At 71.4% G+C, this 15,788-nt stretch carries 11 protein-coding genes and 1 pseudogene; 8 read left to right on the top strand and 4 right to left on the bottom strand.

Translation table 11 applies throughout. The features are described 5' to 3' along the window. The first annotated feature begins 507 nt into the window (after nucleotides 1–507). From ACFOWE_RS30220 to ACFOWE_RS30210, 3 genes are all read left to right on the top strand, one after another. A complete protein-coding gene (locus tag ACFOWE_RS30220) occupies nucleotides 508–882 on the top strand; it encodes a response regulator transcription factor (protein ID WP_377293857.1) in 375 nt (124 codons plus the stop codon). Nucleotides 883–974: 92 nt separating this feature from the next. After that, complete coding sequence (locus ACFOWE_RS30215; RefSeq protein ID WP_377293855.1) at nucleotides 975–3,989, top strand: PAS domain S-box protein; 3,015 nt, start codon at nucleotides 975–977, stop codon at nucleotides 3,987–3,989. 2 nt (nucleotides 3,990–3,991) lie between these two features. After that, complete coding sequence (locus tag ACFOWE_RS30210; RefSeq protein ID WP_377293853.1) at nucleotides 3,992–4,465, top strand: response regulator; 474 nt, start codon at nucleotides 3,992–3,994, stop codon at nucleotides 4,463–4,465. A 198-nt stretch (nucleotides 4,466–4,663) separates the two neighbouring features. Here ACFOWE_RS30210 and ACFOWE_RS30205 read toward each other — a convergent pair whose 3' ends face one another. From ACFOWE_RS30205 to ACFOWE_RS30195, 3 genes are all read right to left on the bottom strand, one after another. Then, nucleotides 4,664–5,053 carry an STAS domain-containing protein gene (locus ACFOWE_RS30205; RefSeq protein WP_377293851.1) on the bottom strand — a complete coding sequence of 130 codons (390 nt, stop codon included), beginning with the start codon at nucleotides 5,051–5,053 and terminating at the stop codon, nucleotides 4,664–4,666. Nucleotides 5,054–6,106: 1,053 nt separating this feature from the next. Beyond that, nucleotides 6,107–6,460, bottom strand: coding sequence for an STAS domain-containing protein (locus tag ACFOWE_RS30200; protein ID WP_377293849.1), 354 nt, complete (start codon nucleotides 6,458–6,460; stop codon nucleotides 6,107–6,109). A 229-nt stretch (nucleotides 6,461–6,689) separates the two neighbouring features. After that, nucleotides 6,690–7,904, bottom strand: a complete 1,215-nt coding sequence (locus ACFOWE_RS30195; RefSeq protein ID WP_377293847.1) for a sensor histidine kinase — start codon at nucleotides 7,902–7,904, stop codon at nucleotides 6,690–6,692. A gap of 261 nt (nucleotides 7,905–8,165) precedes the next feature. Here ACFOWE_RS30195 and ACFOWE_RS30190 point away from each other — a divergent pair, with 261 nt between their 5' ends. The 4 genes and pseudogenes from ACFOWE_RS30190 to flgB all read left to right on the top strand — a co-directional run bounded on the left by ACFOWE_RS30190 (nucleotide 8,166) and on the right by flgB (nucleotide 11,957). After that, a complete protein-coding gene (locus ACFOWE_RS30190) occupies nucleotides 8,166–9,860 on the top strand; it encodes an ATP-binding protein (protein WP_377293845.1) in 1,695 nt (564 codons plus the stop codon). A gap of 127 nt (nucleotides 9,861–9,987) precedes the next feature. Beyond that, nucleotides 9,988–10,554: pseudogene (locus ACFOWE_RS33935) on the top strand (GAF domain-containing protein); the annotation flags it as partial. Nucleotides 10,555–10,566: 12 nt separating this feature from the next. Next, nucleotides 10,567–11,253 carry a sensor histidine kinase gene (locus tag ACFOWE_RS33930; protein WP_449301234.1) on the top strand — a complete coding sequence of 229 codons (687 nt, stop codon included), beginning with the start codon at nucleotides 10,567–10,569 and terminating at the stop codon, nucleotides 11,251–11,253. A 332-nt stretch (nucleotides 11,254–11,585) separates the two neighbouring features. Continuing rightward, the gene (gene flgB / locus ACFOWE_RS30180; protein ID WP_377293841.1) at nucleotides 11,586–11,957 is read left to right on the top strand and encodes a flagellar basal body rod protein FlgB; all 372 of its coding nucleotides are present in this window, start codon (nucleotides 11,586–11,588) and stop codon (nucleotides 11,955–11,957) included. Nucleotides 11,958–12,180: 223 nt separating this feature from the next. Here flgB and ACFOWE_RS30175 read toward each other — a convergent pair whose 3' ends face one another. Then, the gene (locus ACFOWE_RS30175) at nucleotides 12,181–13,206 is read right to left on the bottom strand and encodes a TerC family protein (protein ID WP_377293839.1); all 1,026 of its coding nucleotides are present in this window, start codon (nucleotides 13,204–13,206) and stop codon (nucleotides 12,181–12,183) included. 754 nt (nucleotides 13,207–13,960) lie between these two features. On the opposite strand from ACFOWE_RS30175, the gene ACFOWE_RS30170 reads away from it, so the two are divergent. Further along, entirely contained in the window at nucleotides 13,961–15,334 is a 1,374-nt protein-coding gene (locus ACFOWE_RS30170; protein WP_377293837.1) for an ATP-binding protein, read from the top strand. Nucleotides 15,335–15,788 lie beyond the last annotated feature (454 nt).

Genomic DNA, 15,788 nt, shown 5'->3' with positions numbered 1-15,788 from the left:
GTTCGGCGTCGTCGGGGTCGTCCTCCAGGAACAGGACGTTCAGTGCAGTGGACATGACCGGCCCCCGGGTTCGTCGTCGGTGAAGGTGCCGAGGTGATCGGTGAATGCCTGCCCTCGGTGTCCGGTCCCGGGTGTCCCGGCGGGAGAGGCCGGCGCCATGGGCCGCCGCGGCCGCACCACCGGATCGACAGCGGATCGGATCCGGCCCGGCCCGGGCGCCGATTCGCCGGATGCGGTCCGTATGACCGCATCCGGTACCGGCGGCACCACCGCGGCCGGGACGGGGACCGTGCGCGGGATGCCGACCCTCGTTCGGCTGGGAATCACCATCACGCTCCCAGCATCGGATGGTCACAACAGGTATCTGAGTCAAAACTTTCCGTGATGACGAATGGCGTACCGGCCGGGGACCAAAGTCCCCGATCTCACCGATCTCACCGATTCCGTGAAGTCCGCCCGCCCGCCGCCGATGACAGCGACATATCACTGTCCACAGGGAGAACACCGATGGCAACGATCCTGCTCGTCGAGGACGACACCAACATCAGGGATCTGGTCGCCTTCCGCCTGGAGTTGTCTGGGCACGAGGTCATCGCGGCGGAGGACGGCACGCAAGGCCTGACCGCCGCCCGGTCCACGTCTCCGGCGGTGGCCGTACTGGACATCATGCTGCCCGGCCACTCCGGTCTGGAGATCTGCCGCAAACTGCGCGCCGATGCGTCCACCGCCGCCATCGGCATCATCATGCTGACCGCCCGCGGCCAGGAGAGCGACGTGGAGGAAGGCTTCAACGCCGGAGCCGACGACTACATCGTCAAGCCGTTCAGCCCGCGTGAACTCGCGCTGCGCGTCGAGTCGTTGCTCGCGCGAGCTCGGCGCTGATGCGCCGGCGGCGGGATCATGCCGGGCAGGCGCACCTGGACGGCACCCGTGCTGCACACGATCCGATCCGGCCCGCCGGGCAGCATGGCGGCATGGAGACGACACGTGAGCGCGGGCGCCGGCACCGCTGGCGCATCGGCGTCGTCGCCGGTCTCGTCGCCGTGCTGGGCTCGGTGGTCTCACTGGGCGCGGGCGCGGTGCTGCACCGCTCGGAGGAGCGGATCGCCGACCAGGTGATGGACCGGCGCGCCGAGTCGATGCGCCAGGCCGTGATCGCCGAGACCCGCCGCTACACCGAATCCCTGCAGGCCATGGCCGCCGGTCTGCAGGCTCAGCAGGAAGTGACACCGCAGTCCTTCGCGACGGTGACGGCTCCGCTGACGCGGATGGGACTGCCGGGCGCCAGCGGGATCGCGTTCGTGGTCCCCGCGACCGACGCGCAGGTCGCGCGGGTGCAGGCCGACTGGCGGGCCCGCGGCGCCTCGCAGGTGCGGCTACGTCCGGTCGGCACGGGAGAGCACCTGTTCTCGGTGCTGCAACGTCCGCTGAGCGCCACGGCGCTGCCGCAGCCGGGCATCGACGTGTCGGCCTCGGCGCCCGCCGCCGAGGCGATGCGGCGGGCACGCGCCGAGGGCGTGGTCGCCTCCTCCAGCCCCTACCAGCTGCTCAGCGACCGCCACCTGCCCGCCGACCAGCGGCAACTGTCGTTCGCGCTGGCCGCGCCGGTCCACGCACCGGCGACCGGCGCGCAGCGGGGAGAGTTCCGCGGGTGGCTGCTGCTCGGCATGCGCAGCCAGGACTTCATCGGCACCACCATGCACGCCGCGGGCCAGGGCATAGTCAACAGCACGCTGCTGGCCCGCGTCGACGGCCGATGGCAGCAGCTGGCCGCCGACACGCCGCAGACAGCCGGCGTGGACCTGCAGCGCCAGGCGGACGTCACCGTGGCGGGCCAGCACTGGACGCTGCGCACCAGCGCCGCCTCCCAGGTACTGCCGGGCGGGGAGACCCACCTCGACGACGGCATCGCCGCCGCCGGCGTCCTGCTCACCGCATTGATCACCACGCTGGTGCTGGTGCTGGCCACGGGCCGGCAGCGCGCCGAGAACCGGGTCCGGGCCGCCACCGGCGAGCTGCGCCGGGCCGAGGCCGAATCCCGCCGCCAGGCCGGCCTGCTGGGCGCGGTGATGGACAGCATCAGCGACGGCGTGGCCGTGGTCAACGACAAGGGCGAGTTCCTGCTGCACAACCCCGCAGCCAGGAACATGCTCGGCGTCGACGACGTCGACGGCACCACCAACTGGCCGTCCCACTACGGACTGTTCCGTCCCGACGGCGCGAGCCCTCTACCCGCCGAGGAGCTGCCGATGGCGCAGGCGATCGCCGGACGGGCCTGCGACAACGTCGAACTGGTCGTCCGCAACGCCGCCCGCCCCGGAGGGGTGCGGCTGAACGTGTCGGCGCGCCCGCTGGATGCGCGGGCCGGACTGGCGGGCGCGGTGGCGGTCTTCCACGACATCACCGACCGCAGGATCGCCGAGGAACGGCTGCGCGCCTCGCAGGAGCAGCTGCGTCTGCTGCTGGAGGGCGCCCACGACTACGCCATCGTGATGCTCGACCCGGACGGCCGCGTCGCGAGCTGGAGCGCCAACGCCGAGCGGATCAAGGGCTACACCGAGGCAGAGATCATCGGGCGGCCGTACGCGGCGTTCTTCCCGCCCGAGGCCGTGGCGGACGGCGAACCGGAGCGGATCCTGGCCGAGGCCGTACGGCACGGCCGGGTGGAGGTCGAGGGAGAGCGCCTGCGCGGGGACGGCACCCGGTTCTGGGCGCACGGGGTGATGACCGCCCTGACCGACGACACCGGGACACCGCACGGCTTCGTCAAGGTCACCCAGGACATCACCGCCCGCCACGCGGCCGAGACCATGTTCCGCGACCTGCTGGAAGCGGCACCGGACGCGATCGTGGGCTGCGCCCAGGACGGACGGATCGTGCTGGTCAACAACAAGGTCGAGGAGCTGTTCGGCTACTCCCGCCGGGAACTGCTCGGCCGGCCCGTGGAGATCCTCATGCCCACCGCCGCGCGCACGGCGCACACCACACACCGCGACCGGTACCTGACCGCTCCCGTAGCCCGCCCCATGGGCAGCGGCCTGGCGCTGTCCGGGCAGCGCAAGGACGGCACCCTGTTCCCCGTGGAGATCAGCCTGAGCACCCTGGAGACCGCGGACGGGCTGATCGTGTCGTCGTCGATCCGCGACATCACCGACCGCGTCGAGGCCCAAAGAGAACTGCAGCGCCTCAACGAGGAGCTGAGCCGCCTCAACAGCGACCTGGAACAGCACGTCGCCGAGCGCACCGCGCAGCTGCAGGACCAGACCGAGGCGCTGCAGCAGGCCAACGCCGAACTGGAGGCGTTCTCCTACAGCGTCTCGCACGACCTGCGCGCCCCGCTGCGCGCGATCGACGGGTTCGCCAAGGTGCTGGACCTGGACTACGCCGACGCCCTGGACGAGCCGGGACGGCGCTACCTGGGCAAGGTCCGCTCGGGCGCGCAGCACATGGGCCAGCTCATCGACGGGCTGCTGGCGTTCTCCCGGCTGCAGCGCCAGGCCATGACCAGCGCACCGGTGGACCTCGACACCCTGGCGGGCGAAGTGTGGGAGGAACTCGAACCCGCCCGCGCGGACCGGGACATCGACCTGCGCGTCGAAGCGCTGCCGGCCGCGGAAGGCGACCGGCGGCTGCTCCGGCACGTACTGGGCAACCTGCTCGGCAACGCCGTCAAGTACACCCGCGGCCGCGACCGCGCCGAGATCGCGATCGGCAGCCGGCCCGACGAGTCCGGGCAGGTCGTCTACTTCGTCCGCGACAACGGCGCCGGCTTCGACATGCGCTACGCCGACAAGCTGTTCAAGGTCTTCCAGCGCCTGCACCGCGCCGAGGACTACGAGGGCACCGGCATCGGACTGGCCCTGGCCGCCCGGGTGGTCCACCGCCACGGCGGACGCATCTGGGCCGAGGCCGCGCCGGGCGCGGGCGCCACCTTCTTCTTCACCCTTCCCGCCGCCGGAGCGCCGGCGGCCGTCACACAGGAGACCTGATCGTGAGACTGTCCCCATCGCGGGTGCTGCTGGTCGAGGACAACCCCAACGACCTGGAGCTGGCCCAGCTGGCGTTCGAGCGTGGCCGCTTCGCCAACCAGGTCGACGTCGCCCGCGACGGCGCCGAGGCACTGGACTACCTGTCCGCCCGGGGCGTGTTCGCCCACCGCGACAGCGAGGACCTGCCGCGGGTGATCCTGCTCGACATCAAGCTGCCCCTCATCGACGGCATCGAGGTGCTGCGCCAGATCAAGAACGATCAGCGGCTGCGGCACATCCCGGTCGTCATGCTCACCTCCTCGGCCGAGGACCGTGACCTGGCGGCCTGCTACGCGCTCGGCGCCAACAGCTACATCGTCAAGCCCGTCGACATGGAGCAGTTCTTCAGCGCCATCCAGAACATCGGCGCGTACTGGCTGCTGCTCAACCACCCCGACGACCACATGCACACAGCCGACGATCGTGACGAGAGATGAACCCGGCCGGGCTGGGCTAACTGGTGCACGCCGCAGCCGTGCCGAAGGGTGCGGTCGCTCCTGGCCGGCATCGACGGATAGCTGGCGCACCGGCTGGAGCCGGCCAGACTGCGCCGCAGCTTCGAGGTGCACGCCGATCTGGCCGCGGCCCTGCGGGCGGTGAGGTCGGTCGGTGGGCGCGTCCCGATGACGACCGGTTCAGCCCGCCCCGTGACCGTCGCGGCACGGGAAGCACAACCGCCGCGGGCGGCGCCGGGCGATGATGATCTCCAGGTCGGTGTCGCCGGGGAACAGCCTGATCAGCCGGGTCAGCTCCAGCAGTTGCGTGAGATGGTCGTGTGGGTAGGCCAGGCGCAGCGATCCGCCGGCGGCGCGGGCCCGGTGCAGGCCCTCAACGAGGGCCTGCAGGCCGTGTGAGTCGCAGAAGTCTAGGCGGGCGGCGTCGACGACCAGGTCGGCGCGGCCGCGCTCCAGCGCCTGGTCGATCGCCCGGCGCAGCCGATCGACGGTCAGCAGGTCGAGTTCACCGTCCAGGGTGATCACGGTGATGGTCGGGTGGTCGGTGACGGTGACCGAGAGCACGGTCATGCGGGATCGTCCCCATCCCAGCGGCCGGAAGACTGCACCCGCAGACAGGATCTCCTGCGGACGGCGGCCGCTTCAGCTCCTACCGTAGGCGCTCCCCCGGGGGGATCTGACAAGTCGCCCTGACGCCATTGCCGCCGGACGTCCGAGGTGAGCTGCACCGGCCCACCCGGCGGGTCGGCGCCGCAGACCCGGGCAGGGCAGCGCCGTAACCGCCCCGTTCACCGTCCGCGAGCACCTGCCTCACGGGGCGGTCCGTCTGGCCATCGGCACCGGGCGGGACGGACGCGCAGGAGGCGGTCCGGGAGACGGCCATCAGCGGTGGAACACCGCAAAGATTTGCTCTGGACACCGGCTCACATGCGCATCCCGCACCTCCTCGTGGACCGCTGTGCCCGATCGTTGGGCTGTGCCCCAGCATGATGCGACATCCGCGCCGCCGTCCGGTCCGATGGTGATCGAGGCGTGGCTGCGACAGGTCCTGCGTCTGGCAGGTCCCTGCGCGAGTGCGCTTCATGAGGCGGACCCGGCGCGGCAGCCTTCAGCGGCCGCCACCGAACGGCACCGCCCTGCGATCCCGGCCTCCTGAGGAGATCACCGGTGTGCCGCGTCACCGCGGTCCGGCTCTTCCGGCCGCAGCGGCGCGGCGGTTCAGGTGCGGACGCCGGCCGTGTACACGGTGTACCCGGCCTTCTACAGCCGGAAGACGATCAGGTCCCGGATGTCGGCGTCTCCTCGATGACGGGAGTCGCCGCCCTGACCACCTCTGAGGGATGCCCGTACCCGCAGCCACCCGCCTCCATGAGCTCCACCACCTTGCGAGACCGCGTCCCGGCCGGGAACCGCTCTGCGGGGAGAGTTCATCAGCGGCCCCGCCGCGGCGAGTGCCCACCGGCCGACTGCCCGACCAGTCCTTCCTCGGCAGGCGGTTGCGCCTCCGCCAGCTCCGGCCAGGGGTGAGGTAGGGCGTTTCCCCGGTTCAGGTCGTGATCGGCGAACGCCTCCCGAAAGTCGGACGGATGGGACAGCGAGAGGGTCCCTGCCGAAGGCGTCGGCTCACCGCGTCCCCCGCTGGAGCTGGAGGGCTGCAGGACCGTCACCGGTGAGCATCGCGAGCGTGTCGGTGACCTCCAGCGCGCGCCGGACGACGGAGCAGGGATTGGTCACCCGGTAGGCGGCGCCGTGCTCCAGCGCGACCGCGCGGCCGGTAACGAGGGCGTCCACTCCGGTGGAGTCCATGAACGTGACCTGCCCCAGATCGACGATCAGCCTGGTGGGACGCTGCAGCGCGGCGTTGACGATGAGGTGCCTGAGCGCCTGGCCGGTGGACAGGTCCACCTCGCCGCCGACGGCCAGGCGGACCACCCCGTCGTCGGACAGGTGCTTGCGGACGGTGAACGATGCGGTCATGACACTCCTTGCGCGGGCCTGCAGCACCGTCCGCCGAGCAGGACGGCGGGCGGTAGGGTGCCGGCGGCGCGCCGGTCGGGGAGGCCGGTCGGGGAGACTGCGTGTGGCAGTCGAATGACAGCCCTACCCGCCGCAGGCGCAGGTATCCGTCATCGCCGCAGCCGGATCCGCCCCCCGGACCACCGGCGCGTACCGGGCCGCGTACGGCGGTGGAGCGGGCCTGTCCTGATCAGGAACGCGCGCCTTCGTCCACGGGCGGCGGCGCCGGGTCGACGGCGGGCAGGGTCACGGTGAAGCGGGTGCCGGGGTCGGCGGGATGGTAGGTGACGTCGCCGCCGTGGGCGCGGGCCAGCTCCCGGGCGATCCACAGTCCCAGGCCGACGGATCCGGGGGCGGCGTCGGTGCCGCTGAAGCGGGAGAACAGCGCCTGGCGTCTGCCGGGTGGCACGCCGGGGCCGTGGTCGCGCACGTCGATGGCGACCATCGCGCCGGGTGCGGGGCGGACGGTGACGGTGATCGGGGGTTCACCGTGGCGGACGGCGTTGGTGAGCAGGTTGATCAGGATCTGCTCCAGGCGGGCGGGATCGGCGCGGACCTTCACATCCCCGGCCAGGTGCACCGTGATGGGGGTGGTCAGGTAGGCCAGGGCGTCGTCGATCGCACTGCGCAAAGGCACCGAGGTCGTCTCCAGGCGCAGGCGGCCTTCGGCGTCGATGCGGTCGGCGTCCAGCAGTCCGGCGGCCAGGCGGTGGATGCGGGCGGCCTGGCGCAGCGCGGTCTCGATGAGCGTGCGGCGCTGGTCGGGCGGCAGGGCCTCTGCCTCGTCGTGCAGGGTCTCCAGGACGAAGCGCACCGAGGTCAGCGGTGAGCGTACGTCGTGGGCGAGGGTGGAGGTCAGCGCCGCCCGCCAGCGTTCGGCCCGGCGCAGGGCGTCGCGGTCGCGGCGGTGGTGGTCGACCTGGCGGGCGATCATCACGGCCACCGCGGTCAGGGTGGGGATGAACAGGATCGCACTGGTGATCACGGCGGGATCGCGTCCGGCCAGGAGCATCGGTCCCAGGTAGGCGGCCAGCGCCACCGGTGTCACCGCCAGGACGGTCCGGGCCGGGAAGTGCAGGCCGATCCAGACGAACACCAGCACGAAGAACGGCGCGGCGGCGGCGGCGACCCCGCCCGCCGCCCAGATGGAGGTGGCCAGGACCGTGAAAGCGGGCAGCGTCAGCACCAGCGGCGCCTGCGGAGGCAGTCGCCGCCAGATCGGACACCAGGCGGCTGCGGCCGCGGCCGCCTGCAGCGCGGCCAGAGCGAGGTAGATGCCCTGCTGGGCGGCGGGGACCGACAGCAGCTTCACCACCGTCAGCAGGGCGCCGACGGCCAGCAGCAGCGCCAGTTGCCGGGCGGCGTGCAGCGGGCTCTCGCCGAGCAGGAACCACCGCCGGACCATGACACCCCCACATCACTCGCCACCAGCAAACCCCCCATGCCCGCATTTTCAGGGATGATTCGGGCATTGATCGTCTGAGATGGCGAAGACAGGGGAGGGTGAGCGGAACCAGGGGCGCACGCGGTTTCCTCCCGCCCGCGTCACCGCATCTGAGCCACCACGCAGGACCCGGCCGTCACCGCTCGATTACCCTGGGGTGGACTCGGAGGGAAACGGGCAGGCCAGACGGGTACCGGTCTCGGGTGGCGAGGAGGTGCCGCGGTGACGGGCACGCAGCGGGAGCTGGAGCTGATCACGTTGCTGGACACCGTCACGGCCATCGCCGGCACCAGCGACAACCTGGAGGAAGCATCACGCGTGGCCATGAGCGCGGTGTGCGAGGTGACCGGCTGGCCGCTGGGGCATCTGGCCGTGCCGGCCGCCGACGGTGAGGCCTTCGTCTCGGCCGGCGTCTGGGTCGGGCCGATCGAGGACTTCCCGGTGCTGGCCGAGATCGCCGCCACCACCCGCTTCACTCCGGGAACCGGTGTCATCGGCCAGGTCGTGGCCACCGGCCAGCCGGTCTGGTCGCACGACCTGACCGCCGACCCGCTCGCCTCAAGCGTGCTGCGGGGCCGTGATCCGGGCGTGCGGGCGGCCTTCGCCTTCCCCGTCATCGCGGTCGACGGGGTGACGGCGGTACTGCAGTTCTTCTCTGCGCAGGCGATCGGCCGGGACGAGCCGCTGCTGCGGGTGATGGCCGCCATCGGCTACCAGCTGGGCCGGGTGGCCGACCGCCGCAAGATCCGCGACACCGCCCAGGCGGGCCGGGAGCGGCTGCGGCAGGTCATCGACACCTCTGTGGAGGGGTTCATCTCCACCGACACCGCCGGGCACATCACCGAGTGGAACGCCGCCGCGGAGCGCATGTTCGGCCGCTCCCGCGAGCAGGTGCTGGGCCGGCTGGTGCACGAGGCGATCGTGCCCGAGCGCTACCGCCGGGCCGACGAGGGCGGCCGGGCCCGGTTCCTGGCCACGGGGCAGTCGAACGTGCTGGGCCGCCGGTTGGAGCTGGCCGGCGCCCGCGCCGACGGCAGCGAGTTCCCCATCGAGATCGTGGTGTGGGCCACCCGTGAGAACGACCAGTGGGCCTTTCACGCGTTCGTGCACGACATCACCGACCGGCGCCGCGCCGAGCAGGCGCTGCGGCAGGCGTACGAGGCCGAGCAGGCCACCGTGGCGCGGCTGAAGGAGCTGGACGCGGCCAAGGACGCCTTCATCGCCACCGTCTCCCACGAGCTGCGCACCCCGCTGACCACCCTGACCGGCTACCTGGAGCTGCTCGACGACGCCGACGTCGGCCCTGCCCACCGGCGCATGCTGGAGGCGATGACGCGCAGCGCGGCCCGGCTGCAGAACCTGGTCGAGGACCTGCTGGCGGTCAGCACCCTGGCGGCCGGCGAGCTGGCCGCGGACGCGGCTCCGGTGCCGGTGCGCCCGGTCATCGAGGAGGCGGTGCGCACCGCCAGCGCCCAGGCGCGAAGCAGCGGCCACAGCGTCGGGATCCGGGTGGGGTCCGGGGTGGAGACCGTCACCGCCGACCGCGACCTGCTGGTGCGGGCGATCAGCGCGCTGCTGTCGAACGCGGTCAAGTTCTCGCCCGCCGACACGCCGATCACCGTGCACGCCTCAGCGGCCGGCGGCGACCGGGTGGCGATCGCGGTCACCGACCGCGGTGTCGGCATCGACGCCGATGAGCTGCCGCGCGTCTTCGAGCGTTTCTACCGCGCCCGCTACGCCCACGACAACGCCATCCAGGGCGTCGGCCTGGGACTGTGGCTGGTCAAGACGATCGCCGAGGCCCACGGCGGCACCGTCACCGCCACTAGCACGCCCGGGGAGGGCTCGACCTTCACCCTGCGCATCCCGGTGACCGCGGCGCGGCCCGGGGAGGACGACCGCGGGCTCGGTCCATGACCGCAGGACCACACCAGGCACCCCCTTATCGATCACCCTGAATCAGATGAAACGGTTGACAGTAAATGGGCGGGTATAGGCGGATGGGGGAGGGCCGGATGTGAACGACGAACCTTTGCTGCCGCGGATGCGGACCGACGACCTGCTCGCGGAGCTGCAGGAGCGCCTGCAGGTGCTGGCGGCCGCCCAAGAGCGCATCCACACCCTGCTGGAGGCCGTGATCTCGATCGGCAGCGATCTGGACCTGGAAACCATGCTGCAGCGCATCATCGAGACGGCCACCCGGCTGGCCGACGCCCGCTACGGAGCCCTCGGCGTGATCGGCGAGGGCGGCACGCTCAAGCGGTTCATCCCCGTGGGCATGACCGAGGAGCAGATCGCGGCGGTCGACCACTGGCCGCGCGGAGAGGGCCTGCTCGGCCTGCTGGTGCGCCGGCCGCAGACCCTGCGCCTGGCGGATCTGGCCGAGCATCCCGCCTCCTATGGCTTCCCCCAGGGGCACCCGCCGATGCGCGGTTTTCTGGGCGTGCCGATCCGGGTGCGCGAGGAGGTGTTCGGCAACCTCTACCTGACCGAGAAACGCGGCGGTGGTGAGTTCGGGGAAGAAGACGAGGCCGTGGTCACCGCGCTGGCTACCGCGGCGGGCGTCGCGATCGACAACGCCCGGCTGTATGAGGAGACCCGCAGGCGCGAGGCCGAGCTGCACGTGTTCGCCGGCATCGTCGCCCACGACCTCAAGCGGCCGATCAGCGTGATGCGCGGCTTCACCGAACTCGCTCTGGAGCACCTCGCCGACCAGCGGGTCGAGGAGGAGGACCTCAGCCATCTGAAGCGGGTGCTGGCCGCCAGCGGCCAGATGAGCCGCCTGATCGACGACCTGCTCACCTACGCCACCGCCCGCGACGCCGCTCTGACCCTCCTCGACGTCGACGTGACCCGCCTGGTGCGCCAGATCATCGACGATCATCTGGCCGCGGTCGAGGAGACCGAGCCGGTGCCGCAGGTGTACCTCGGAGCGCTGCCGCCCGTGCGCGGCAATCCTCCTCTGCTGCGTCAGCTGTTCGACAACCTGATCGGCAACGCGATCAAATACACTCCGGCCGGTCAGGCCGCCCGCGTCGACATCACCGGCGAGCCGGCCGGCAGTGGCTGGGTGCGGATCACGGTCGCCGACCGCGGCATCGGCATCCCGCCGGGCGAACATGAGGCGATCTTCACCGGGTTCCACCGCGCCGCCAGCACCTACACCGGAACCGGGCTGGGCCTGGCCATCTGCCAGCGGGTCGTGGAGCGCCACGGCGGCACCATCACCGCCTGCGACAACCCCGGGGGCGGCTCCCGTTTCACCTTCACCCTGCCCGCCGCGCCGGGCGAGAAGGAGCAACACGGCTGAACACCGCAGAACGGCGGCCGACGCTATCCGCCAGATGCCGCCCGCACGGCCTCCTCGGCGCTGCCGCGCACCTCGAAGGCCCGGCGCAGGCCCGTGAGCATCAGCACCCGGGCCAATACCCCGTAAACACCCGAAGAGCATGGCCATCACGGATCGCCTGCGGAAGGCAGGGCAGGCATAGCCTCCCTTCCCAACAGGAAAAGGACGGCGGGGTGAGCCAGTTGTCGTCTGCGGCACTCGCGCCCGGATGCCCTGCCCGGTTCCGCTCAGCCTCCGCCCTTGGCCGCCGATGCGGCAGATGAGGTCAGGTTCCCGTGCCCGGGAGGTGGGCCGTGACGATCCAGGGAGGCCGGATGTTCGACGGCACGACGATACAGATGCTCCATGTCGCCCTGGACGGGCTGGCCATGCGGCAGCGGGTGGTCGCGGACAACATCGCGAACGTTGAGACACCCGGTTTCCTGGCCGGCCGGGTGCAGTTCGAGCAGGAACTGCGTGCCGCGATCGAGAAAAGGGAGTCACCCGCGCAGGTGCGCCCCACCGTCGAGCGGTCCCTGGAACCCACCCGTATCAACGGCAACAACGTCAACCTCGACCAGCAGGTCCTCACCCATATGGACACCACGCTGCGCTACCAGATGATGCTGCGCATCCTCGACGGGAAGTACAACGGCATCCGCCGAGTCATCGGCGGTCAGGCCTGAGCCGTCGGCGCCAGCGGATCCTCCATGCCCTCGCGGCCGTATCTGCTCGCGGATGCAAGGCCGCCGAGCAGGTCGCGAAGCGGGAAGGGTGACGGCTCTCCGGAGGTCGGTCTGCGCTGGGTGCGAACCCATCGCCGTTCCCGGACACGGTGAGGCGTTCACGGTCAGGGCCCGGCCCGTGGCGCCGCCTTTCGGCTCTGCCTCCTTGCCCGTCTTGTGGCCGTCACTCCTCGCGGTCGGTGATGGAAGGCTGTGGTCCGGGCTCGCCGTGGTCCGGGTGACCTATGACGACTCCGGGGTGAGCCCGGGCGGCAGGGTCGCGGCGCGACTTGACGAGGCTGGCCACGGTGGTGACGGTGAGGACCACGACGATGACGGTCAGCGACACCGTGATGGGGATCTCCGGCACCCGGGTGTCCAGGCCGTGCCCCCAGTGCAGGATCAGCTTCACCCCGATGAACGCCAGGATCAGCGCCAGCCCGGTCGACAGGTACACCAGCCGGTCCAGCAACCCAGTGACCAGGAAGAACAGAGCCCGTAGCCCCAGCAGGGCGAAGGCGTTGGCGACGAAGACGATGTAGGCCTGCTCCGTCACACCGAATACGGCAGGGATCGAGTCCAGTGCGAACAGGATGTCGGTGCCGCCGACGGCGATGAGCACCACGAACAGCGGGGTGACGACCCTCCGCCCCTCGATGCGCGCTGTCAGGCGACCGTCGACGTAGACGTCGCTGACCGGAAGGACCCGCCGCGTCGCGCGCACCAGCGCGTTGTCCTCGATGTCGGGGTCCTCATCGCGGTGCCGGTACAGCTGCACCGCCGTCCAGACCAGCAGCAGCCCGAAGACCAGGAACATGAACGAGAACAGCGACAGCAGGGCCGCGCCCACGGCGATGAAGACGGCTCTCAGGACCAGGGCCATGATGATGCCGAAGGTCAGCACCTTGTGCTGGTACTCGCGGGGGACCGCGAACGTCGACATGATGATCACGAAGACGAACAGGTTGTCGACCGACAGGCTCTTCTCGACGATGTAGCCAGCGAAGTACTCGGCCCCGTACCCCCAGCCGAACTGCCCGGCCAGCACGAAGCCGAACACGACGGCCACCGCGATGTAGAACACCGACCACGCGGTGGCCTCCCGGAAGCCGACGGCGTGCGGCCGGACGACGCCCATGATCAGGTCGAGGGCGAGCAGGCCCACGATCACGATGAGCGTCAGGGCCCATCCCCACGCGGTGACCTGCATCTTTTTCCTCCCGAGCTCGTATGCCGCAGTCGTCCCAGCCCCAGGAACGGGCTCCGGCACGGTAATGCCTGCTTTCGGCTCGGCATGATCGCTCACCGGCGGCACGACGCCGGACCGCGCGGCCTTGGGAGCCTCAAGCCTCTCCGGTCCGCTTGTACGGGTCGTTCCCCGCGCCTGCCCAGATCACCGTCGCCTGCGGTACCGAGGCACTCTTGTGGCGCTCGTCCTGCTCGTTCTTGACCATCTCGTCGCCGCATCGGTCACGGACGCCTCCCCCCTGCCGGAGCGACGAAGACCCGCAGGCGTCTGTCGGGTGCCGTCCGAAGACGGCGGCAAAGGGGGCCCACTTCACCGACGGGTCAGACGTCGAGCGCAGGGCAGGAACGGATCACCTGGCCAAGACAGTGCACCACGCCCGGCTCGTACAACAGGCGTGCGGTGCCCGACCGGCCCTGCCGCGCTCCGTCATTCGCGGCACCCTGGCCAAGCTCATGGCCGAGCCGATGGCGCCCACCGCCAGACCCGCATCGGCTCGGGAGTGCCCGCCATCCTCTGCGAGGGTAACGCGCTGACCAGCACCATCACGCGCGTCGCCACCGCATGTGCCCGCGCAAGGCCACTGCGCCCTGACCCGTAGGCGCGCCCGTTCCGGCGCCCGGCCGCAGCAGCCGCCGGGCCGGATCGAGGCCGCCGCATCTGTACGCTCCGCTCGCACTCCAGCGTGGCCTCCCGAACCACGGGTAGGAATCCGGGCATGTCCTTGACCGTCGAGGTGATCGACCGGAATGCGGCCGCGGCCACTACCGTGATCCGCATCAGCGGGGGCATCGATGCCCGCACCAGCGCGCTGCTGGACGCCGGGCTACACCCTCTCACCGGCGCCGGCGTGCGGCACCTGTTGATCGACGCCTGCGCCGTGGGGTTTTGCGACACCGGCGGAGTGCACATGCTGCACCGGACGCACGCCAGGCTGTGGGCGAGCGGGGGCGAGGTGATCATCGTGGCCTCGGTGTGGCTTGCCCGCGTGCTGGCCGTGCACTGGCGCCCCGGGCCGGCCGACCGGCCGTGGTCCTGCCAGGCTGCGATGAGATTCGGCCAGGCCCGCACCGCGACACCGCGCTCCTGCGTCTCGTGGACGGTGAGTCCCCGGCCCCGCCACCAGCGGCACCGGCCGGACGCCCTTGAGGAAGCAAGGCAAGGGGCGATGACCTCTCCACCGTGGCCGAGCGACGAGGCCGGCCGCCTCCAGGAGCTGCACGGGCTGCACGCCCTGGACGCTGTGCTGGAGGCGGACTACCGTGCCATCGCGGGCGTGGCCGCTTACGTCTGCCGCACACCGATCAGCGTGGTCAACCTCATGGACGCCGACTACCAGCACTTCAAGGGACGCTGCGGCCTCGACCTGACCGGCATCGGCCGCCGCCAGATGTCCTTCTGCTCCTACGCCATCCGCGGCTGCGGCGTGCTGGAGGTCCACGACGCCCTGGCCGATGCGCGCTTCCGCCGCGGCCCGGCCGTCCAGGGCGAGCCGTACCTGCGCTTCTACGCCGGCGTCCCCGTGGTCACCAGCGGCGGCCACGCGCTGGGCGCCGTGTTCGTGGCCGACCACCGCCCCCGCCGGCTCCTCCCCGAGCAGCGCCGGATCCTGCCCACGCTGGCCGCCGGTGTGGCGCACCTGGCCGAGCTGCACCACCACGCCCGCCACGCCCAGCTGGTCGAACGGGTCCGCGCCGGGCAGCTGGCCATGACCGTGCACGCGCCCGCTCCGGTGATGACCTGCGCCGACGCTGGCCGGGCGCGGTACGCGATCGAGCAGCTGCTCGACAACGCCGTCAAGTTCACCCCGCCGGGCGGCCGCATCGAGGTCGTCGTGCACGCCGACCCGGTCCCGGCGGTCGAGGTGCGCGACACCGGTATCGGCATCAAGGAGGGGGAGATCGAGCGCGTCGGCGACGACTTCTTCCGGGGCGCGGGCGCCGAGGAGCACGCGATCAGCGGCACCGGGCTCGGCCTGTCCCTCGCCAGCAAGATCGCCCGGATGCACGGCGGTGACGTGCGGATCGACAGCCGTCCCGGCCGCGGCACCCGGGTCCGGCTGATCCTGCCCGGCACGGCCTCCTGCCCGTAGCACCGCCTCGGCGCGAGCTGTACGCCAGCCTGCGATGTTCAGTCTCATGAGGGCGCAACCCAAGCAAAGCGGCACGGTCGGGCCGGCTCTGGCCGCTCCCGGCGATGTCCCGCATGAGGGGCCCGGCCGCGCCGATCTGTCGATGTATGCCAGAAAGCCGTACAAGACCCGCCGCTGAGCCGGTCGACAGGCTGGCTGCCGCTCCTCGGGCTCTTGCCTTTCCGCCGGGCGGCAGAGGGTCGGTGCTCCGCCGGTGCGCCCGCCCGGTGAGTCCGGGCCGGTTCCCGGTCCGATCCGGACCGTCATGACCAGGGCCGCTGCCATGACGGACCAGGATCGGTCAGCGGGCGCCGCTGATGCCGACGAACCGGCGCAGGTTGCGCTCGCGCATGAGCGGAACCAGCAACTGCGCGGTGCGGGTGTGCAGGCCGGTCTGGCGGCCGACCGGACCGAG

Origin of the sequence: Planomonospora corallina (genome assembly GCF_042650625.1) — a bacterium.
Classification (GTDB): domain Bacteria; phylum Actinomycetota; class Actinomycetes; order Streptosporangiales; family Streptosporangiaceae; genus Planomonospora_B; species Planomonospora_B corallina.
This window is presented reverse-complemented; position numbering and strand designations above follow the sequence as displayed.